General features: G+C 54.5%; 14 protein-coding genes. 5 read left to right on the top strand and 9 right to left on the bottom strand.

Features of this window, described 5'->3' with window-relative positions:
• Nucleotides 1-353 precede the first annotated feature (353 nt).
• Complete coding sequence (locus AC16KF_RS15440; RefSeq protein ID WP_484038237.1) at nucleotides 354-983, bottom strand: hypothetical protein; 630 nt, start codon at nucleotides 981-983, stop codon at nucleotides 354-356.
• Between the two features lie 31 nt (nucleotides 984-1,014).
• Here AC16KF_RS15440 and AC16KF_RS15435 point away from each other — a divergent pair, with 31 nt between their 5' ends.
• Nucleotides 1,015-1,557 carry a cob(I)yrinic acid a,c-diamide adenosyltransferase gene (locus AC16KF_RS15435; RefSeq protein ID WP_484038236.1) on the top strand — a complete coding sequence of 181 codons (543 nt, stop codon included), beginning with the start codon at nucleotides 1,015-1,017 and terminating at the stop codon, nucleotides 1,555-1,557.
• A 99-nt stretch (nucleotides 1,558-1,656) separates the two neighbouring features.
• Nucleotides 1,657-2,355, top strand: a complete 699-nt coding sequence (locus tag AC16KF_RS15430; protein WP_484038235.1) for a DUF554 domain-containing protein — start codon at nucleotides 1,657-1,659, stop codon at nucleotides 2,353-2,355.
• Between the two features lie 2 nt (nucleotides 2,356-2,357).
• Here AC16KF_RS15430 and AC16KF_RS15425 read toward each other — a convergent pair whose 3' ends face one another.
• On the bottom strand, nucleotides 2,358-3,212 hold the full coding sequence (locus AC16KF_RS15425) for an EamA family transporter (protein WP_484038234.1): 855 nt from the start codon (nucleotides 3,210-3,212) through the stop codon (nucleotides 2,358-2,360).
• A 95-nt stretch (nucleotides 3,213-3,307) separates the two neighbouring features.
• On the opposite strand from AC16KF_RS15425, the gene AC16KF_RS15420 reads away from it, so the two are divergent.
• Nucleotides 3,308-4,099 carry a 3-keto-alpha-glucoside-1,2-lyase-like domain-containing protein gene (locus AC16KF_RS15420; RefSeq protein WP_484038233.1) on the top strand — a complete coding sequence of 264 codons (792 nt, stop codon included), beginning with the start codon at nucleotides 3,308-3,310 and terminating at the stop codon, nucleotides 4,097-4,099.
• A 51-nt stretch (nucleotides 4,100-4,150) separates the two neighbouring features.
• Here AC16KF_RS15420 and AC16KF_RS15415 read toward each other — a convergent pair whose 3' ends face one another.
• From AC16KF_RS15415 to AC16KF_RS15405, 3 genes are all read right to left on the bottom strand, one after another.
• On the bottom strand, nucleotides 4,151-4,819 hold the full coding sequence (locus tag AC16KF_RS15415; protein ID WP_484038232.1) for an SDR family NAD(P)-dependent oxidoreductase: 669 nt from the start codon (nucleotides 4,817-4,819) through the stop codon (nucleotides 4,151-4,153).
• 80 nt (nucleotides 4,820-4,899) lie between these two features.
• A complete protein-coding gene (ribA, locus tag AC16KF_RS15410; protein ID WP_484038231.1) occupies nucleotides 4,900-5,658 on the bottom strand; it encodes a GTP cyclohydrolase II in 759 nt (252 codons plus the stop codon).
• Nucleotides 5,655-6,344 (bottom strand): 2,5-diamino-6-(ribosylamino)-4(3H)-pyrimidinone 5'-phosphate reductase, encoded by a 690-nt coding sequence (locus tag AC16KF_RS15405; RefSeq protein WP_484038230.1) that lies wholly within the window; start codon nucleotides 6,342-6,344, stop codon nucleotides 5,655-5,657. The genes ribA and AC16KF_RS15405 overlap by 4 nt, the downstream gene beginning before the upstream one ends.
• A gap of 282 nt (nucleotides 6,345-6,626) precedes the next feature.
• On the opposite strand from AC16KF_RS15405, the gene AC16KF_RS15400 reads away from it, so the two are divergent.
• Both AC16KF_RS15400 and AC16KF_RS15395 read left to right on the top strand, forming a co-directional pair.
• Nucleotides 6,627-7,871: a beta-ketoacyl-[acyl-carrier-protein] synthase family protein gene (locus tag AC16KF_RS15400; RefSeq protein WP_484038229.1), complete on the top strand. Its 1,245-nt coding sequence runs from the start codon at nucleotides 6,627-6,629 to the stop codon at nucleotides 7,869-7,871.
• A 9-nt stretch (nucleotides 7,872-7,880) separates the two neighbouring features.
• Nucleotides 7,881-9,506 (top strand): protein O-mannosyl-transferase family, encoded by a 1,626-nt coding sequence (locus AC16KF_RS15395; RefSeq protein ID WP_484038228.1) that lies wholly within the window; start codon nucleotides 7,881-7,883, stop codon nucleotides 9,504-9,506.
• 341 nt (nucleotides 9,507-9,847) lie between these two features.
• Here AC16KF_RS15395 and AC16KF_RS15390 read toward each other — a convergent pair whose 3' ends face one another.
• The 4 genes from AC16KF_RS15390 to AC16KF_RS15375 form a co-directional block, all read right to left on the bottom strand.
• Nucleotides 9,848-10,627 carry a 4'-phosphopantetheinyl transferase family protein gene (locus AC16KF_RS15390; RefSeq protein WP_484038227.1) on the bottom strand — a complete coding sequence of 260 codons (780 nt, stop codon included), beginning with the start codon at nucleotides 10,625-10,627 and terminating at the stop codon, nucleotides 9,848-9,850.
• On the bottom strand, nucleotides 10,624-11,400 hold the full coding sequence (locus AC16KF_RS15385; RefSeq protein ID WP_484038226.1) for an FkbM family methyltransferase: 777 nt from the start codon (nucleotides 11,398-11,400) through the stop codon (nucleotides 10,624-10,626). The genes AC16KF_RS15390 and AC16KF_RS15385 overlap by 4 nt, the downstream gene beginning before the upstream one ends.
• 140 nt (nucleotides 11,401-11,540) lie before the next feature.
• A complete protein-coding gene (locus AC16KF_RS15380) occupies nucleotides 11,541-12,227 on the bottom strand; it encodes a thioesterase II family protein (protein WP_484038225.1) in 687 nt (228 codons plus the stop codon).
• A 49-nt stretch (nucleotides 12,228-12,276) separates the two neighbouring features.
• Nucleotides 12,277-22,083, bottom strand: a complete 9,807-nt coding sequence (locus tag AC16KF_RS15375) for an amino acid adenylation domain-containing protein (protein WP_484038224.1) — start codon at nucleotides 22,081-22,083, stop codon at nucleotides 12,277-12,279.
• Nucleotides 22,084-22,137: the final 54 nt, after the last annotated feature.

Genomic DNA, 22,137 nt, shown 5'->3' with positions numbered 1-22,137 from the left:
GGACACGACGGTCACAAAGGAAAAACACAAGGAATCTAGGCTCTTTTCCCCCCTTTGTGTCGCTTCGACGAACTCAGCGCAAGACTTTGTGTCCTTCGTGGTGAGGCTCTTTCCCGTTGATTACGGGGCACCCACTTTTTTCAATTTGTTCTTTAGGACTTACGCAGTTGAACCTGTTGCGCCGTAGTTGCACTGCGGCGACGGCAGTACAACTGCCCGCCAACTGTGTAAGCCCTGACTCTCTCAGGTGGCTCGTCATGGTGTTTCTGTTTCCTTCTGAAATTTTCGACGAGGCGGAGGCTCCCCGCCTTTGGGCGGCGGGAGGGAACCAGAGGCGGGATCAGAGCCCGCCCTTATGCGCCCATAAACAATGACCGTAATTCTTTTGGCAAACCGGACATCGTCTTTTCGTATTCGATACGCGTGCGTTTGATGGCGGCTTGCATGGCGTATTCGAATTTGAATCCCTGCTCGGGCGAATCGAGGTTCATCCACGCGTGCGAATCGCGCGGAATGAGAGGCAGAACGTGAGCGCGAAGCCCTTTGATAAAGTACAACAACTCGAGCGGATTGTACGTCTTGCCGGAGCGCAGGTGGGGGCTGTGGAGCAGGTCTGGGGAAACTGGATCAATTTCACTCGGCGGAGGAGGCGTTTTTCCGTCAAAGCGATTCAGCCACAGGGTGATGTAATTCGAATGGGCGTAGAAATCCTGAAACGAGTGAGACATCCGCCCGAACGCCCGCCACGCCGAGACAGGGTCGTTGTTTTGAAGCGCCGAGACGACCAGCGCGCGTTGCTTCTCGATGTAGGCGTCGGTTTTCGCAAAGGAATTATTGTCGCAATGAAATTCATCGTGACCGAAAAAGCCGGTGAAGAATTGGTCTTGCTTGATGTTGGCGGTAGCCATCATCCCAAGCGGGCGCGGACCGATGGAATCGCTGAGCGCTTCAACGATGATTTCGATGTGGTATTCAGTGAGCATTCGTCCGATTATAAGCGGTTATAATGCCGCCATGAGATTTTATACGACCACTGGCGATGACGGCACAACGGGCTTGCTCGGCGAAGGACGCGTGACGAAATATCACGCGCGTATCGAAGCCGTTGGCACATTAGATGAATCGACCGCCGCCCTGGGGCTGGCGCGCGCGCAATGTTTGGACCCGCGCTCGGGCAAGATCATTTTGGACGCGCAACGCGATTTATACAAGATCATGGCAGAGGTGGCGGCAACGCCGGAGAATGCGGAAAAATTCCGCATGATCGACGCCTCGCGCGTGACGTGGCTCGAAGAACAGACCGATGCGATCAGCGAGACTATCGAAATGCCAAAGGAATTTATTTTGCCCGGCGATTCGCTGGCGGGCGCGGCATTGTCGCTGGCGCGCGCCATCGTCCGCCGCGCCGAACGCCGCGTGGTGGAATTGCGCGACGAGCAGGAAGTGTCGAACCCCGAGTTGCAGAGGTATTTGAATCGCTTGTCGTCGTTATGTTTTGTGTTGGAGTTGTTGGAAAATAAAGCGGCGGGGCATCAGACAACGCTGGCAAAAGAATAAATTCATTTTTTGAACCGCAAAGCGCGCGAAGATCGCAAAGTTTTAAAAGATTTTCTTTGTGCAGTGAGGTATCCTTGCGGTATTTTTAGATTGGAGCACATGACCGGCACTTTTCTCAACATCGCAACCGTTCTCATCGGCGGGATGATCGGCTTGCTCTTCGGCGCGCGCATCCCTGAAAAGTTAAAAGCCACTGTGATAGCAGGCATGGGTCTTTTTACGGCGGCAATGGGATTGCAAATGTTTATGGAGACAAAGAACCCGCTCATTGTGTTGGGCGCGTTATTGATCGGCACGTTGTTGGGGGAATGGATCAGGATCGAAGACGGCTTGCATAACTTCGGAAAATTTCTCGAACAGCGATTTTCCAAGGAAGGCGATGACGGCTCGAACAAGTTCGTGCGCGGATTTTTGACCGCGTCGCTGTTGTTCTGCGTGGGACCGATGACCATCCTCGGTTCGATCCAGGACGGGTTGACCGGCGACTACAACCTGTTGGCGGTGAAGTCGGTGTTGGATGGATTCGCGTCCATGGCGTTCGCCTCCACGCTGGGGGCGGGCGTGTTGTTCTCGACCATCGTGATCTTCGTTTTTCAGGGCGGGGTCAGTTTGTTCGCGGCGCAATTGAACGCAATTGCGACGCCGATCATGATGGGCGAACTATCGGCGACAGGCGGTGTGATTTTGCTGGGGTTGGCGATCAGCAGTCTGTTGGAGATCAAAAAGATCCGCGTGGGGAATATGTTGCCGGCGCTTGCCGTCGCGCCAATCATTGTGTGGGGATTGTCGCTATTCTAACGTCACCCGTACAATGCAATCATAAAAACTCCCGTAAAAATGACAAGCGCGCCGATCACGCGGACAGCCCCCATCCGCTCGTTCAACAGCCACCAGCCTGCCAGCGCGCCGAAAACCACGCTCACTTCCCTGACCGCGCCGGCGTAACTCAGCGGGGCAATGGAATAGGCATATACCGCCATCAAATATGCCAGCACGCCCAGCACGCCCGCTAATGGAACACGGACGGGCTGTTTCACCAAGACCTCCCTAATGCGCGCCCAGCCGTATTGTCGAAACACGAACGGGGAGATGACGAACGGCACCAGCGCGAACATCGCCATCACATACGGCAAGGCATATCCGTTCTTTACGGCGCTCCCGTCGATGGTGGAGTAGATCGAGATCAACAAGGCAATGAACAAAGCCACCGCCACACCTTTGAAGTGAACACGCGTCACATGCGCCTGCGTGAGGGCGTTGACCCCGATGATTACCAACCCGCCGATGATGAACGCCAGCCCAACGACCCCTCCCATTTTTAGCGATTCGCTCAGGAACAGGAACGACCATAACGCAATGAAGGCGGGCGCCGCTCCGCGCGCCACAGGATAGATCAACGAAAAATCGTTATCGTGATACGCATACGAGAGGCTGATAAAGTACGCCACTTCGACGCACACGCTGACGACGGCAAAGATCCACATTCCGCGCGGGGGCAAGCCAGTGAAGAACAAGGCAACGAAAGCGAACATGCCGCCGAAGGTCACCATCCAAAAGGTGACGATGTATTTGTCTTGCGATTGTTTGATGAGGAGATTCCAGACGGTATGAAGGACCGCGCTGACCAATAAAATGGAGATGGCAAAAAGAGACATGGCTGGACGAATGTACCACAAAAGTGACTATGCCAAATAGTTGCTTTTTATTCATCGGTTGCGTATACTTACAAAAAACCGAATTGGAGGATTCGATGAAACCACTGAAACCCTTATTTTTCCTGACCGCGTTCGTTCTGATCGTGGGTCTGGCTTGCGGCGGCAGTAGCGATACGCCTACACAGCCCCCCCAACCGCCGACCAACCCGCCGCAACAGCAAGACCCAACGCAACCGCCGCCCCCGCCCCAGGCAACCGATACCCAAGCCGCGCCCACAGAGCCGCCGGTTCAACCTGCGAGCCAATTCTTCACCGAAGAATTCGATTCTCCGCTTTCAAATGATTGGTCCATCCTCACCGTGACCGGGTCCGAAGCCGCAGACCCCGACAAGGTCACTGTGGAAGCCGAGAATGGAAAACTGGTCTGGAATTTCGATAGTGAGCAGGTCTACTACTACCTATTCTATGGCGCCTTTGACTACGAAGATGTGACCCTGGAAGTGCGCGCCGATAACCGAGGCAAGAATACCAACTCGGTGAGCCTGATCTGCCGCTACGACCCGGAAGTAGGCTGGTACGAGTTCAATATCGATAACGGCGGCTTATATAACATCCTATACGCCGAAGTCGACAAGAACGGCGATATCGGCTACAACCTGATCACCAACGGCGGTTCGAATGCCATCAAACAGGGCAAGGATGTCAATGAGTATTCGATCACCTGCAAAGGTGATGAATTATCGTTGAGCATCAACGGCGATGAAGTGAACTCCATCACGGAAAAGAAATATGCCCTGCGAAGCGGGCAGGTCGGCATTTCTGTGTCCGCGTTCAATGTGTTGCCGATCATCATTGAAATGGATTGGATCAAGGTCAGCGAGCCGTAGACAATAGGCATGGAAACAAAAACTCCGAGTTCTTGAAGAACTCGGAGTTTTTTAATACAACGGTATCCTCGCGCCCGTTATTTTCGACGCTTCCTCTGAGAACAGATACACCATCGCGGCGACAATCTCATCGGGCGTTGTGCCTGTGCCTTTGTTATCCACATCAATGGCTTTCACCTGGATGATGTTCGCGGTGACGTTGGACTCTTTCAGTTCCGCCGCCAGCGTGAGCATGAGAGTCTCCTGCGCGGCTTTCGCGGCGGTGTACGCGCCTCGCTTCGCCACCGGATTGGGAACTGTGGACGGCGAAACAGTGATGACCCGCCCCCAGCCGCTTTTGGCGAGCAGAGGCATGAACGCTTGGAATAAATGGAACGTCGTCTCCACGTGCTGACCGAACATGGAGTTGAAATCGTCCACGCTGGTTTCGGGGATCGTCTTGCCGCCGAGCCAGCCGCCGACGAGATGGATCAACCCGTGCACCCCGCCGAACTTGGCAAAGACAGCCTCCCCTGCGGAATGAACCGCCTGTCCGTCGCGCAGATCAACCGCCGAGGCGAGGAGTCGCTCGCTCGGCAGATTCAACTCGCGGGCGAGGGAATCCAATTTACTTGAATCGTGGGCGAGCAATACCAATGAATCTCCGCGCGCGGCGAATGCGCGCGCGGTTTTAATTCCAAGCGCGCCGGTGGCGCCGGTGATAACGATTGTTTTACTCATTGTTCATATCCACCGTCCCGCAGGTTTCTTCGAAGACTTCAACTTGCGCAACCCAACCTGCGGGACGTTTGTGTAATAGGCTATTCACTTAACACCTCCGCTGGCAATTCGCTCATGCCTTTGATGAACGGGCGGTCGCTTTGTTCGGGCAGATGTTGCTTGCCGTGAAAATCAATCATGTGACCCGACTTGACAACTTTCGTTTCGAGGTAAAACCGATTGTATTCGTTCGGCTCCATAATGTGCGGGATGCGGTCTGAAACCTGGATGCCATAATCAATGAGTTGCTGGATCTTTTTCGGGTTGTTGGTGATGAGCCGCACCGATTCGATCTTGAGCGACATGAGCATGTGCGCGGCGACGGCGTAATCGCGTTCATCGTCGCGGAAGCCGAGCGCGTGATTCGCCTCGACCGTATCGAGCCCCTGGTCTTGCAAACTGTAGGCGCGAATCTTGTTGGTCAACCCGATGCCGCGCCCTTCCTGACGCAAATATAAAACCATGCCGCGTTCCATCGCGCCGATCATCCTCAACGAGGCTTCAAGTTGATCGCGGCAATCACAGCGCAGCGAGCCAAGCGCGTCGCCTGTCAAACATTCCGAATGCAACCGCACGGGCACATCTGCCGCGCCGATCACATCGCCTTTGATGATGGCGACATGTTCTTTGCCGTCGCGGTTATTTTCAAAGGCAATAATATGGAATTCTCCAAAGCGCGTGGGCAGTTCCGCCATCGCCACCACGCGTACGCACACTTTATCTTTCCCGATCCCCTCGCATTCATGGTCGCCCTCATTTTGAAGCAACACATCGAATTTTTCATGCAGATCTGTGATCATGCTGACCTCTCTATCGAATATTTTAAAACGACGCCGCCGTCTTCCCATTTCTCCACGTCTGTCAATTTCAATGGGACGGCTGCGCTTCTTTCCAAGCCTGCGCCTGCCGCAAGCGTGGGAGCCGACTCGCCCCCGAAGATCATCGGCGCGATGTACGCCTGAACTTCATCCACCAAGCCGAGCCGCAACAATTCAAAATTCAATGTCGCGCCGCCTTCCACCATCAAACGCTTCACGCCGAGTTCGTTGAGCGTTCTCAACGCCTGCGCCAAATCCACGCGGTAGCCCGAATGGACAAACACTTCCACGCCGCCTGCGCGCAGGGCTTCAAGTTTGTCTTTAGATGTGCGGTTTGTTGTGAATATTACGACCCGCGCCGACCCTTCGTATAAGAATTTTGAATGAACTGGCAGGGTTGCGGAGGTAATGACGCACACCTTCATAGGATTCGGGGACAGCCCCCGCGCCACGCGTTCGGCTCGCAACACTTCGGATTTCACGGTCAACTTTGGGTCTTCGTTGAGCAGTGTTTGTCCGCCCACCATCACCGCGTCCGAGTCGGCGCGAAGTGTATCCACCCGCTCCCTATCGCGCGGCGAAGAGATTGCCGCGCCCCGGCGTGAAATCGTATCGATCTTTCCATCGGCAGTCATTGCCACGTTGATAAAGACATATGGTCGTTTCATACCCCAATTGTAATGCGGCAACCATGATAGAATTTCCTGACTTTTGCAGATTAAGAATTGAACCGGGCAACTCTTGCGCTTGTTTTGAACCACGGAGGCGCTGAGTCACGGAGTTTTTTTATGGGCTTTTCTCAGTGTCTCTGCGTCCGTGGTTCCACTTATTGCTCGCTTAATTGTGAAAAGAACAATAATCAGGAATTGTACAGAGTTGGCGCCCGCTCTTGGCAAGCATACATCTCTCCTACACTGTGGAGAATTGGAAACATCAAAAAGGAGTCTGCAATGACCGCAAAGAAGGAACGAGTGGTGGTCACAGGAATGGGCATTGCCAGTCCACTCGGTTGTGATGTGCAAGAATTTTGGAAGAACTTGATCGCGGGTCAATCCGGCGTCCGGTCATTGGAGGGCGGAATTTTTTCCGGTATGCACACGAAGATCGGTGGGGTCGCTTGGGAGTACGACGAGAACAAATATTTCGACATCAAAGAGATCAGGCGGATGAGTCGTTCCTCTCAGTTGGGGATGGTCGCCGCAGAGCAAGCCATTGTCCATGCAAAACTCGAAAATGGAAATGTGAACCGCGAAGAGATCGGCGTGATGGTTGGCAGTTCTATCGGCGGCTATAGCGCGGCAGACTCCTACTTTATGCACTTTTACGAAACCAACCGCCTCAGCCCATACACCATCCCGGTTTCGATGAACATCGGTCCCGGCTCGAACATCTCGATCAAACACGGCTTTCAAGGTCCGCTCGTCAACGTGGACGCGGCCTGTTCCACCGCCGCGCACACCATCGGCAACGCGTTCAACATGATCCGCAACGGGAGTCTGCAAGTGGCGGTCACCGGCGCGGCGGATACTCCGTTCTCGCCCGGCGTCGTCGAATCATGGATGGCGTTACGCGCCGTCTCTACTCGCGACGATAACCCAGCGGAAGCCTGCCGCCCGTTCAGCGCCGACCGGGATGGGATGGTCTTGGGAGAAGGAGCAGGCATCCTTGTGATCGAAGCGGAGAGTCACGCCTTGCAGCGCGGCATCCCCATCCTTGCCGAACTCAAAGGCTACGGCGCGTCGGCAGACAGTCATCATCTGACTCAACCTTCCCAAAAAGGACCCGCCCTCGCCATGCGCCGCGCATTGGAGGATGCCGGTTTAACCATCGCAGACGTGGATTACATCAACGCGCACGCAACCGGAACAGAGTGGAATGACAAGAACGAAACGAACGCCATCAAGGAAGTGTTCGGCGAACGCGCGTATCAAATCCCTGTGGTCGGCAACAAAGCCGCGTTCGGTCATTCCATCGCGGGGAGCGGCGCGTTAGAATTAATCGGGTGTGTGTTGTCGTTGCGCGACCAAGTTGTGCCGCCGACCATCAATTACAAAGTCCCCGACCCAGATTGCGATCTCGATTATGTGACCGAAGGCAAACGCAGTCTGCCGTTGAAAAATATCATGAGCAATTCATTTGCATTCGGCGGAAGCAACGCCGTGTTGATCGTGGGGAAATACGAAGCCGCGAGTTGAAACCCATCCATGCAAAATAGGAATCGCATCGCCGCGCTGGTCTTCTTGTTGACGACCAGTTTTTATCTTTACACGCTTTCGCCCTCGCTCGCATGGGGCGACGGAGTGCGACTACAAAGCGAAGTCATTTCAGGAGAATCCTTCATCCTCAACGAGATGACCGCGAGCGAATTCATCCCTGACCCATTTCCATTTTCAAAAGTAGGCGTCACCGCGTGGGATCATCCGTTGTACATTGTCGCGGGGCATCTCCTCGTCCGCGCGTTTCCATCCGTTGATTCGCTGTGGCTGGTCAATCTCATCTCTGCCCTCTTCGGCGTGGCGTCCGTCACGCTGGTTTTTCTTCTCGCTCATCAACACACCAATTCATTCATCGCGTCGGGTTATGCCGCGTTCGCGCTGGCGGTTTCGCACACGTTTTGGTGGCATTCCTCCATGCCCGAGGTGTACACGCTGTTCGTCTTTCTCCTGCTCCTCAGCCTTTACTTCTTCGAGCGCTTTGAAAAAACTCACAACGCCTCATCGCTACTTCTCAGCGCATTCTTCTTTGGTTTATCCGCCTCCGATCATCTGCTTGCGTTCATCGCGCTCCCCGCGTTGGGTTTTTATCTCGTCCTCTCAAAAAAATATCGTTCGCTTAATCTAAACGCGCGAAGAATCTTCTTCACTTCCCTCGCTTTTATTTTGGGCTTTTCCATCTACATCATTCAATTCATTCGATTGACAAAAAATTTTTCCATTGCCGAACTGATGGGTCCCGCAACCGGCACAACATTTCTTGAGAACCTCGGGACGTTTTCACTCATCGCGCTGGGAGAAAGCCTGACGCGCTACGGATTATTCCTCGCCCTTCAATTCGGCGCGATCGGCATCCTCTTCTGCATCGTCGGGATTCGCAAAGCGCTCAACGGCGCGGATCAAAAGTTCGTTTTATTTTTCATCGCGTACGCGCTCTTCGGGATTCTCTATCGCGTCTCCGATCAATTCGCATTTTTTCTGACATCGTATGTTTTCTTCGCGTTGTTGATGGGACTGGGCGCGACTCACATCCTCTCCCGTCTTGCGACAAAACCCCGCCTCATTCTGACCTTCATCCTGATCCTCACCATCGGAGCGACTCCGCCCTTCTACCGCGCCATCCCGCGCCTCGCCGAATCTCGCGGCATAGACGACTCCTTCCTCGGCATCCCGCAAGTCGGGACGGGAGTCCGCGACGGCTTAGCCTATTACATTGACCCCAACAAACGCGGCGATATCCTCGCCTATGAATTCGGCGACGAAACGATCACGAATCTTCCCCCTCATTCCCTCGTCATCGCAGAATGGTACACCGACACGGATGAATACTTCGTACTGCGTTATTTCACTAAAGTCAGAGGAGACCGCCCCGACGTGACCATCACCGGCTTCCCCACCGACGATCCATTTTCATTCGACTCCCAGCGCGTGGTGAAATTAATCGAAGAATTCATTTCGACTCGCCCCGTGTATCTCGCATCCCTCAGCGACAAATTTTACGCCGCGTCAAAATTGGTCAAAACTTATTGCATCGTGCCAGAGAATAATTTGTATCGGTTATATAAAAGAGGCGATACAACCTCGCCATGCCTGAGCCTCGACTCGATCACTGATTAGACTTGATCCACAATGAGAAACTTCCGCCATACAGCAAATCCCGAAGGGATGGAAGGATTCTAGAATCAACGCCAATCCATCAACCAATCCCGAAGGGATGACATAACGATCTCCCATATCACCCCTTCGGGGTTTGATAATCGTTCGATCAATCTCTATAATCTTGTCCCTCCTTCGGAGTTCTCTCCCCATTAATTGCAAATAGCATCACCAATAGGTCTTTTGCCAAGTCGCTTGACAAAACCGAGTCGTTGGAACGCGAATACTTTGAACATTTCGCGTAATTCGCTTGTTCGCGCTATTCGCGTTAAAACCTTCCTAACTTTTCAAAAGCCAAGGCATCACCAATCCCAACACCTGATTTCCAAGCCGTTGCCCTCGACAGCCAACGCGGCGTCGTAGTTTGATTCGACATCCAACGAATGTAACGACCAACGCGCGGATTCGTTTGCGTCGGGTCTCGTTGCGCGGAGGATGGCTGGCTCGTCAAGCGACACATCGAACGAATCCAACGGCAGGGATAAGCCGAGTCCCTGCGCTTTGATGTATGCCTCTTTCCGCGTCCAACAATGGAAGAAGCCGAGCGTCCGCTGTTCGAGCGGGAGAGCCATTAACTCGGAAACTTCACGCGGCGAGAAATTTCGGCGGGCAAGGTTTTCCAACTCGATGTCTGCGCGGATTTGTTCAACGTCAACGCCGATCTTTCGTCCGCGCGTGACGGCGATCAATGCGAAGTCGCTTGAGTGGGAGAGATTGAATTCGATATCTTTTGTAGTAACGACTTCAGTCGTTAATTTAGCAAAACGACTAACCCCACAGGGGCGCTTCGCGGAGTCGTTACTACGGTTTAGAGATGGTTTTCCATATTCGTTTGTCGAAAATTTCAATTCGCTCGGTTCGCATTGCAGGTAACGCGCGAGAATATCACGCAGGCTGGCATGGGCAACGATGTAGCGGTCGCGGTCTGCGTCAAAATGAAAACGCGCGGCGCGTTGACGTTCCTCTGCTGAGAGAGTGGCTTCACTCGGCGTCGTCGAACTCAGGTGAACGCGCCAGACGTCCACGCGATCTGTTGTGAGATCGAGATTTTCCGGTGGACGAAGCCAACTTGTTTGATTCATTCCCGCCATGCCTTGATGATTCCCGTGCCGAACAGAATCTTCTGCGGGAAGATTCCTCCTTCAACGACGACTCGGAATCCATGCGACTCCAGCAAACGAACCAAGTCGCGGTGACTGCGCGAGTCGTCCACGAACTCGTGATATTCCATCACGATGTAGCGGATTCGTTCCAGCGTTTCGCGCGAACAGTTGGCGAGAATTCCATATTCCGCACCTTCGACGTCCATCTTCAAACAGTCAACCTGTTCGATGTTGTTCTCTGAAAGAATGTCTGCGAGAGTCACGGCGCGGACTCTTTCACGCGGGCTGTTCGCATCCTGCAACAACGATCCCAACGCGCCGTTATCGCCCGGCAGGAAAAATTCCATCTCGCCGCGCTTGTCTGACACGGCAGTGTGATGTACGTGAAGATTGGCAACGTTATTCAGGGCTTTGTTTTCAGCGAGCAAATCAAAGTTACTGCGCGAGGCTTCATAAGCGTAGACGTTCCCCGGCGCGGCGAGTTGCGCGGCGCGGACTGCGAATCCGCCGATGTGCGCGCCGATGTCCAAAATCACGTCCCCCGCGCGGATGGGGAATCTTGGGTCGTCGTAAATTTTCGCTTTCCAGATTTCCCAAACCACGAGGATGTCGGACGTGTTTACGCGTGTTTGGAACCGAGTCTTGGAATCCGCTTGAACCAGCGTCACAGGTTTTCCCTGATGCCGCAGGTAAAACAACGGGAAGACCAGTTTATTGAACCAGAGGAAGAAGCGTTGATTCTTTAGCCGCATTGTTGGTTATTGAACATACTCTACGCCATGTCATTCTGAGCCCCAAAGGGGCGAAGAATCTCTACCACAGTGCAAGAGACCCTTCGCTATCGCTCACATCGTCCCGATGTCCTTCGGGAGGGTGACATGTATAAAGTGTCCTATAGAAGTTTCCCTTCCATAAATTTCAACACTGATTCGCTCGCAGTTGTGATGAAGAAATGATCTCCCGCGAAAAATTGCGATTCAAAAGAAGTTTTCGTGTGCATTGACCAGCCTGCGAGTCTCTCGCGGCTGACGCGGGAGTCATCAGTCCCGCCGAGGGCAATGAGGGGACAATTCAGCGGCGCGGCGGGTTGATATTGGTAGGTTTCGAGCATCTCGAAGTCGGCGCGGATGGTCGGGAGCGAGAGTCCTATCAATTCATTGTTCTGCAAAATTTCGGGAGGGATGCCGTTGAGTTTTTTTAATTCGTTCACAAATTCCGCGTCGGGGAGTTGATGAATTGACGGATGCGGATTCGGAAGTTGCGGCGCGGCGCACGCGGAGACGAAAAGGATGTTCGGTTGCGCGAGTCCTTTTCGGCGAAGGGTTCGCGCAAGTTCGAACGCGATCAAGCCCCCCATGCTGTGACCGAAGAACGCGAACGGTTTATCCAACAGCGGAGGGATCGCTTGCGCAAGATTCTCGACGAGGGCGAGCAGGTCGGTGAGCGGAGGCTGGGGACTGCGCGAACCGCGTCCTGGATAGTGAACAGCCTGCCCTTCGAAAGAAGCGGCGAGTCCATTGCACATCTTTGCGAACGCGGCGGGTCCGCCTCCCGCGTATGGGAAAAAGAAGACGCGCATCGTCGCATCTGGTCTTGGCGCTGGACGGGCAAACCATGGTTCCACCGATTTAGATCTCTGGTCGTTGAATCAGATCGCGCGCGATGAAGGCGTTGATGTATGTGGACAGCAGTTGCCCATCCACGGGCGCGCATTCGATGCCCGTGTCGGCGAGTTTCGCGAGCGTGTTGGCGAGATCAATGCGCGGCATGAAAATTTGTTTTTCCTCCACCTCTTCGATGAGCGGAAGATACGGTTCCCATCCGCCGTTTTCCATGAAGGCGACTTTTTTGAACAGGTCGGCGCGCCACTCCTCGAACGAGACGCGCTGAGTGTGGAAGCCTTCGGTCGTGAGCCATTCGAGCAGATGATCGAGGTGAAGCGGCGAAGGGTTTTCCAAATGATAAATTTGATTCCAGTTGTCGGGGTCTTTTGAAATTTGGACGATCGCCGCGCTGACGAAATCCACCGGCACGATGTTGGCGACCACATCCAGATCGGGCGCGGCGCCCAAAAGCAAACACGCGCGAGTCATGCTGGAGATCATGTTGTCGGTGTTCCATGCGCCCGTGAGGCTGTGACCCGATACCAAGCCCGGACGATAGATGGCGTACGGGATGCCGCGCGCGCCAGCCTGCATCAACAATTTTTCCGCGACCCATTTGCTTTGAGCATATCCGCCGAACGGCGCGCCTGTTTCATCTATATTGTCGTTTTCGCGGAACACGCGCCCATCGTCGTGATCGCCATTGTGCAAAATGGACAACGTGGACACGTGATGCACGGGCTTCAACTTCGCGCGACTCGCCAATCGTAAAATTTCCTGAGTCCCCAACACATTCGCCGACTTGTGCGCGGCGTATGGATACACAAAATTCACCATCGCGCCGTTGTGATAAACCCAGTCAATTTGATTCGCAAGTTCATCGAACGCTTCATCGCTCAACCCGAATTGCGGCGAACCAAGATCGCCCAACACAGGCTGGATGCGAGGCGCAAACGCTTCATCCCACAACTGATACGAATCGAGATTGCGTTTCAAACGCTTCAAGCCTTGTTCAACGTTATCGGCGCGAAGCAAACAATACACATCCGCCGATGTTTGCTCCAACAAGTCATGCAACAAGAACGCGCCGACAAATCCCGTCGCGCCCGTCAAGAAAACCTTTTTCGGTTCGGCATGATCATACGCGAGACCGCCCGCGCGAATGTCCGCGTCCAACACAGCTTCGGCTTTCAATTGTTCCAAGCTCAACTGGTTCATACGGATGATGTTGCTTCCGCCCGCGTAGCCTGTTTTCACTCCGCTTTTTGCATTGCCGATCACTTCGGCAAGATTCGCAACGGTCGGCTGTTCGAACAACGCGCGCAACGGCAACTGCGATGTCTCGAGCGAATATTTTTCGCGCAACAAAAATACCAGCCGCGTCCCCAACAGCGAATGCCCGCCGAGTTCAAAAAAATTATCGTTCACGCCAACCTGCTCGGCGTTCAACCCCAACACTTGCGCGCACACTTCGGCGAGTTCCGCTTCCAACGGCGTGCGCGGCGCGATGTATTGCGCGCGCAGATCAGCCCGCGATTGAGTCGGCGCGGGCAACGCGTTGCGATCCACTTTTCCATTCGGCGTGAGCGGCAACGATTCAAGATTCACAAACACGGATGGAATCATGTACTCTGGAAGTTTCGCGCGCAAATGATCTCTGAGATGGACGTGCTCCGCTTCTCTCTCAGGGACAGCTGGCACTACGTAGGCGACCAGACTCGCCTCCGCCGACCTCTCCCTCCACGCGACGACCACCGCCTGCTTCACCGACGGATGACTCGCCAGCGCAACTTCAATTTCGCCGGTCTCGATGCGATAGCCGCGCACCTTCACTTGCTGGTCGCTTCGACCGAAGAATTCGATGTTTCCATCCGCGAGGTAACGCGCGAGATCGCCGGTTTTGTATAAGCGTGTTCTCTCGGATTTCTCCCTCACCCTAGCCCTCTCCCGCTGGGAGAGGGGACTGATGTGAGCGATGAATCTCTCCGCCGTCAACTCGGGGCGATTCAAATAGCCGCGACTGATGCCGTCGCCGCCGATGTACAGATCGCCGGTCACGCCGACGGGGACAGGTTGAAGCGTTGAATCCAAAATGTACATCTGCGTGTTGGCAATCGGTCTGCCGATGGGAACGGTGTTCGAGATGCCCGCTTGAATCGAATCCACTTTATAAATCGCTGACCAGATCGTCGTCTCGGTGGGACCATACACATTCCACAACCCCGCGCCGCGCGCGAGGAGTTTTTCGGCGAGGTCGTTCGTCAACGCTTCGCCGCCGCAGAGGATTTTCAGATCGGGCTTGCCAGTCCAGCCTGCTTCGAGCAATAATCTCCAACTTGCGGGCGTGGCTTGCATGAATGTGATGCGCGAATCTTCCAGCGACTGCGCCAACAACGCGCCGTCCGCAACCACTTCGGAATTTGCGATCACCACTTTCGCGCCGACGGTAAGCGGCAACAACAATTCGAGCACGGCAATGTCAAACGAAAGCGTCGTCACTGCGAGCAATGAATCGTCTGCGTCCATTTCCAAATCCTTTTGCATCGAACACAAAAAGTTGACTACCGCTTGATGGTGAATCTGCACGCCCTTCGGCTTGCCCGTCGAGCCAGAGGTGTAAATAACGTAAGCCAGATCGTCGGGCTTGGCTTTCGATTTTTTACCGCGTTTGGTCTTCACTTCTTCGAGCGCGTCGAGGCAAATGATTTGCGCGTCCGTTTTTGGCATTTCAGGCAGAAGAGATTTCAACGTCAAAACGGTTGAAGCGTTTGAATCCTCTAGCATGAACGCGAGACGTTCCGACGGGAAGGATGGATCAAGCGGCAGGTACGCGCCTCCCGCCTTCAACACGCCAAGCAGACCGACGAGCATTTCCACGGAGCGATTCACGAACAAGCCAACGAGAGTCCCCGGCTTGACGCCTTGCCCAATCAAAATTTTTGCCACTTCGTCCGCGCGTTTGTTTAGTTCTTTGTATGAAACGTCCCGAAGGTTTTCTTCAAACCCCTGAGTTGCGCCGTCCGCACCTTCGGGACGGTGATTGAACTGAACAGCAATTGCATCAGGCGTCTTCTTTGCTTGCGCTTCGATCAATTCATGGATGCAAGCCTCGCGCGGATAATCGGTTTGCGTTTGATTCCATTCAACCAAAATTTGCTGTGTTTCCGATTCATCTAACAACGAGTAGTTTGAAACGGGCTGAGACGGGTCGGCAACGATCTCGCGCAACAACGAATGGAAATGCTTCAACATCTGCTGAATGGTTTCCGCGTCGAACAAGTCCACGTTGTATTGAAGCGCGGCGGCGAGACCATTTCCCAACTCGGACATCATCATGGTCATGTCAAACTGCGCGGGTTCGCCGCCCAGCGCGATGGATTCCAATTCGAGCCCGCTCGTTTCCATGCGCGCTCCGTCCAACCCGAGCGCGAACGGGCTGAGCATCTGCACGTCCGCTTCGTGCGCTTTTTGCAGGATGAACATGGTCTCGAACAGCGGCGGGCGCGACGAATCGCGCTGGATGCCGAGTCGCTTCGCCAACAGCGCGGGCGGATACTCTTGATGCTCGAACGCGCCGAGCGCGGTCCGTTTGACGCGCTGGATGATTTCATTGAACGATGGATTGTTGGAAAAGTCCGCGCGTAACGCGATGGGATTGATGAAGTAGCCGACAAGATTCGACAACTCGGCGTGGCTTCGTCCCGCCGTCACTGAACCAACTAAAAACTCCTCTTGATTCGAATAGCGGTGCAACAACGTTTGGAACGCGGCGAGCAGGGTCATGAACATCGTCGCGCCGTTTTCCTGTGCGAGCGATCTCAACTTCTCGTACAACTCGGCATCCATGAAGAGATGCTCCGAATCGCCGCGATAGGTCTGCATCGGCGCGCGCGGACGGTCAGTGGGCAGGTTCAACGCGGGGAGTTGATTCCCCAACGTGTCGCGCCAATATTCCCAATGCTTCTCGCCGCGTCCGCTTTCGAGCATGGTCGCTTCCCAAGTCACGTAATCGGAGTAACGCGCGGAAAGTGAAGGTAATTCAATTTGTGTATTGCCGTTGTTTGATTCGTACAACATCAACAACTCACGCGCCAAGATCGTCATTGACCAGAAATCTGTGACGATGTGATCCATTGCCAGCAGGAGGATGTGCGACGAATCCCGCGTACGGTGGAGATCGGCTCGGATGACTGGACCAGCCTCAAGGTCGAATGAAGCGCGCGCGTCTTGCGCGAGTCGCTCGCGCAGTGCGTCATCCTCCAGCGCGGATGAATCCACAATGCGGAAAATCCCATCCATCGAATCATGCGCGCGTTGAAGCGGCTCGCCGTTCGCAACATGGAACGTGCTTCGCAACGATTCATGCCGCGCGACAAGTTGCTCGAATGCGAGTTGCAACGCGCGAGCATCGAGATCGCCGCGAATGCGGATCGCGCCCGCGACGTTGAATGAAAGTTCGCCGGGCATGAGTTGATGCAAAAACCACAACGCCTGTTGCCCCACCGAAAGCGGACTCTCGCGCGACGGATTTTGCGCGATGACGAACGGCGCGTCATCCGCCGTTCGAGTTGACTCCAAACTTGCGAGCGCCTCCGCCGCGAGGCTTGCGATCGTGGGACCCTGCAACAGACTCGCCACCGAAATTTGCGCGCCGAGTTTCGACTCGAGCGAGTTCTTTAATTCCATTGCCATCAACGAATCAAGTCCCAATGTATCCAGCGGTTGATTCAAAGTCAAGCGCGAGGCTTCCATGCCCAACACGCGCGCGGCTTGCTGTTGGAGGAAGTCTTCAATAGTTTTTTGTCGTTGAGCTGGTTCAGTGGCTATTAATTTTGCATGACTTAATTCAGGTATGTCGCTCTGAGGGAGCGTTCGCCGCGACCGAAGAGTCTCTCTCGGCTTTGGCAGAGACCCTTCGCTATCGCTCAGGGTGACATCTACAGGTTTTGACTTTCCATTCGAGCGCGGCGACGGTAACTTGTTTCCTTGTGTACGTGTTTCCTTGTCTACCTGTCTACTTGTTTCCCTGTTTACTTCGAGCCAATACCTCTGCCGGTCAAACGGATAATTCGGCAACATTACTTTATTGCGCGTGTATCCTGAATCGAATCCTTTCCAATCAACATCAACACCTTGAACATAAAGTTTTCCGAGGCTATCGAGGATCGTTTGCCATTCGTCTTGATTCTGTCTCAGCGACGGCAACCACGCGGACTTTGATTCGGGCAAGCATCGCTTTCCCATTCCCGACAACACCGGGCTTGGACCGATCTCGATGAACGCGTCAATCCCTAAACCCGCAAGCGATCCCATCCCTGCGGAGAATTTCACTTCCGAGCGGATGTGGTTGCGCCAGTATTTTGCAGTGAGGGGTTGGGTGAGGGCTTCGCCAGTGAGGTTTGAGAGAAAGAGAATTAGAGGATTAGAGAATTGGATTCGGTTTGCGAAAGATTCGAATTCATCGAGGATCGAATCCATCAATGGGGAGTGGAAGGCGTGCGACACGACGAGGAGTTTGGACGAGATGCCAAGTTTGGTCAGGTCATCCACAACAGTTTGCACAGCGGATTTTTCACCGGAGATGACGGTGTTGTCGGGTCCGTTCGAGGCGGCGATGGAGACTTGATGCGCAAACGGTTTCAACACATCGGCGATTTTTGTGACATCGGCGAAGACCGCGACCATCGTCCCATTTTGGGGAAGCGAGCCCATCAGGCGCGCGCGTTCGGCGATGAGACGTAGTCCATCTTCGAGCGTGAACACGCCCGCGATGCACGCGGCGACGTATTCGCCGACGCTGTGTCCCACCACGGCGTGAGGTGTGATTCCCCACGAGAGCCACAGTTTCGCCAACGCATATTCGAAAGCGAACAACGCGGGCTGGGTGTATTGCGTTTGATGGATGGTCGAATCGTTTTTGTCGGCAAAAATAATTTCGAGCAATGAACGACCGAGGATCGGATCAAGAATCGTTGCGCATTCATCCAACGCGGCGCGGAAGGTTGGCTGGGATTCGTAGAGTCCCTTGCCCATGCCCGCGTATTGCGATCCCTGCCCTGTGAAGAGGAAGGCGATCATTGGTTGCGCGGTTGGTTTGGCTTGACCTGACACGACCAAAGATGAATCGGAATTGTTGAGAAAATCTTCCAGTTCTTTGAGTAGTTCTTCATTCGAGGAGGCTTGAATTGCGAGACGATTCTCGAAGTGGGCGCGGGTGGTGTTGGAGGTGAACGCAATATCTTGTACTTCGTATTGCGTATTGCGTATTGAGTCGTTGAGAGATTGTGTAAGTTGCTCAAGAGAGTGTTGTGTTTTGGCAGAAAGAGTCAGCAAATGGCGTGGACGTTCGATACCAACCAGAGAGCCGTTAGCATTGGAAAGAGACCCTTCGTGGCGCGGAGCGCCACTCAGGGTGACATCAACCAACGGAGCATCGGACAAAACAATATGCGCGTTCGTGCCGCCGAAGCCGAAGGAGCTGACGCCTGCGAAGCGCGGGATGTCACGTCGCTTCCACGGGCGGAGGTACGTTCCAATTTCGATGCGCGAACCTTCGAGAGAGAGATACGGGTTGATTTCTTTTAAATGCAAATGCGGCGGAATGGATTCATTTTGCATCGCAAGGACAACTTTGATGAGCCCCGCGATTCCCGCCGCCGATTCGAGATGACCAATGTTCGTCTTCACCGAGCCGACGATCACGCGTTGATTCGAGTCGTCGTTCAATACCGCGTTCAGCGACGCCATCTCGATTGGGTCGCCGAGCGGAGTCCCTGTGCCGTGCGCTTCGACATAACCGATTTGATTCGGGGAGACACCCGCTTGATTCAACGCGGTGCGAATCACATCTTGTTGGGCGAGTCCGTTCGGGGCGGTGAGACCGTTGCTTCTTCCATCCTGGTTAACTGCCGAGCCGCGAACTAACGCAAGGATGTTATCTCCGTCGCGCATCGCGTCAGACAAGCGCTTCAACACGACAACGCCGCAACCTTCGCCGCGCACATAACCATCCGCGCTGGCGTCGAATGTTTTGCAATGACCATCAGGCGCGAGCATCCGCGCTTGCGAGAAGGTGATGGTCAATTCGGGTGTGAGGATTAAGTTCACGCCTCCCGCCAATGCGAGATCTGATTCGCCGCTTCGAAGACTCTGACATGCGAGATGGACGGACACCAACGACGATGAACATGCCGTGTCCACTGCCATGCTCGGTCCGCGCAGGTCGAAGACATACGACAAACGATTCGCGGCGATGCTGTGCGCGTTGCCTGTGCCTGCGTAGGCGTCTATCATTTCATGATTATCGAATTGCAAGCGCGAGTAATCGTAACTGCTGATGCCGACGAACACGCCTGTGCGCGTCCCTGCGAGGGAAGGCGGAGGAATAAAAGCGTTTTCGAGAGCTTCCCAACTGACCTCAAGCAAGAGACGTTGTTGCGGGTCCATGCGCGCGGCTTCACGAGGAGAAATCCCAAAGAAGGCGGGGTCGAACAAGTCCACGTTGTCGAGGAACGCGCCGAAACGTGTCATCACTTTTCCCCGTTCGGGAGTCTCGGAATGGAAAGCGTCCACATCCCAGCGGTCGGACGGCACCTCGGTGATCGTATCCACGCCGTTGCGGAGGAGTTCCCAAAACGCTTGCGGACTGTTGGCTTGCGGGAAGCGGCAACTTAATCCGATGATTGCAATCGGTTCGTTGATGTTGTTGAATGTTGGTTGGGGAGTCTGGATTGATTTTTTTTCTGGCTTTGAATCGTCGGCGAGAAAATTCGCCAACGATTCAATCGTCGGGTAATCCCATGCCAGTGTGGGAGCAAGTTTGCGGTTAAGGAAAACTTCAAGATCGCCGGTGAGACTGACGGCTTGCACGGAGCCAAGTCCGTAATAGGTGAACGGCTGGCGCGGGTCAATCGCGGAGGCGTCCATTTCGAGCATGGAGGCGATGCGGGTGAGGAGGAAGGATTGGATGGATTGAGATGAGGGCGTTGGTTGAGAGGTTTGACTCTCCCTCATCCCCAGCCCTTCTCCCGCGGGGAGAAGGGAGCCAGAGTCCCCCTCTCCCTTTGGGAGAGGGGTTAGGGGTGAGGGTGCATTCCTCCTCCACTCACCCACCACATCCAGCTCACTTTCGAGAAACGCAGTCTTCGTTGCGCGGCGTTGGATTTTTCCACTGGAGGTTTTGGGGATGCTCATCGGCTTGACGAGAACGATGGCAAAGACTTGCAGATCGTGTTTCTCTGCAACGGCTTGACGGATCGCGGAGGCGACTTCGTTCACATCCGCCTGGCGACCTGCGCGAGTCACCTCTTGCACGATGACGAGTTGCTCTTTTCCATTTTCGTTCACTGAAAACGCCGCGCCAGAACTCGATTGCAGCGCGGAGTGACTCGCCTCGACAGTCAACTCAATATCTTGCGGATAATGATTGCTTCCATGAATGATGATGAGGTCTTTCAAACGACCGGTGATGAAGAGTTCGCCGTTTTGCAGAAAACCGAGATCGCCCGACCGCATGAATGGACCTTCATTCGTATCGGCAATGAACGCGCCAAAGGTTCTTTGCGTTTCTTCGGCGAGTCCCCAATATCCCCGCGCCACGCTGGGCCCGGCAACCCAAATCTCGCCCACTTCGTTTTCACCACATTGATTCAACGTGGACGGATTGACGATGATGATTTTTTGGTCAACGATGGATTTGCCACAGTTGACCATCGTCAACGCGTTGGCATCCTCGCGCGAGACTTCAACCACGGCATCGCGCTCGAGGGCTTTGCGATCGATCGTCAGCGTGCGAGGTTCGGCGGGACCGTCGCCTCCCGAAACGATGAGAGAACTTTCCGCCATGCCGAAGCAGGGGTAGAAAGATGTCGAACGAAAGCCGACCAACTCGAAGGTCCGCGAGAAGCGTTCGAGAGTCTCAGGGCGGATCGGTTCGGCTCCGCAGAAGGCAAGTTTCCACGCGCTTAAATCCAACGTCTCAAGTTGTTCGGGCGTGATCTTGTCCACGCACAGGTCATACGCAAAGTTCGGCGCGCCGCTCGTGGTCACTTTGTATTTGCTGATCGCCTCGAGCCAGCGAAACGGCTTTTGCAGGAACGACACAGGCGACATCAACGTGGATACGCATCGAATGTACAACGGCTCGAGAATGCCGCCGATGAGACCCATGTCGTGATAACTCGGGAGCCAGAACGCGCCCGAATCATTTCCGTCAATTTGAAAGCCGCGCTGGATGGCTTTGAGGTTGTGCATCAGGTTGCCATGCGTGAGCATGACTCCCTTCGGCTGACTCGTGGAGCCAGACGTATATTGGAGGAAGGCAAGCGTGTCCGCGTTGATGTTCGGGTCGCGCCATTCCGCTTCCGACCCCGGGGCAACCTGCTCTGTGTTTAACCAGCTTAATGCCTGCAGTTCGGGCGACTGCTCGAAGCGTTGTTCGATGTTGTGCAAGATGGAGGAGGTAGTGAGCGCGAACTTCGCCTGCGAGTCCGCGACGATGGCTTGGATGCGCGGGACGGGACGATTCAAACGCGGAGGGTAGGCTGGCACCGCCACCGCGCCGGCATACAAACACCCGAAGAACGCGGCGATGTAATCGAGCCCCGCAGGATAGAGCAACAACACGCGTTCGCCGCGCGCGCCGTGAGCCTCGAGCCACGCGCCAATACCGCGCGCGCGGCGGTCGAGTTCGCCATACGTGAGCGAGTCGCCTTCCGTCCCGTCATCCTGTAAATAACGATAGGAAAGAAAATCGGGTTGCAGGTCTGCCCGCAATCGCAGAAGATCGAGAAGCGTACCGGGTATGGGGTGATTCTGAAATAGCGATTGCATCGAATGAGACCTATGCGTCCGAGTTATATCATAAAAGCCCGGAGCGCCGTTCCG

This window comes from Candidatus Defluviilinea gracilis (assembly GCF_057138825.1).
This window is presented reverse-complemented; position numbering and strand designations above follow the sequence as displayed.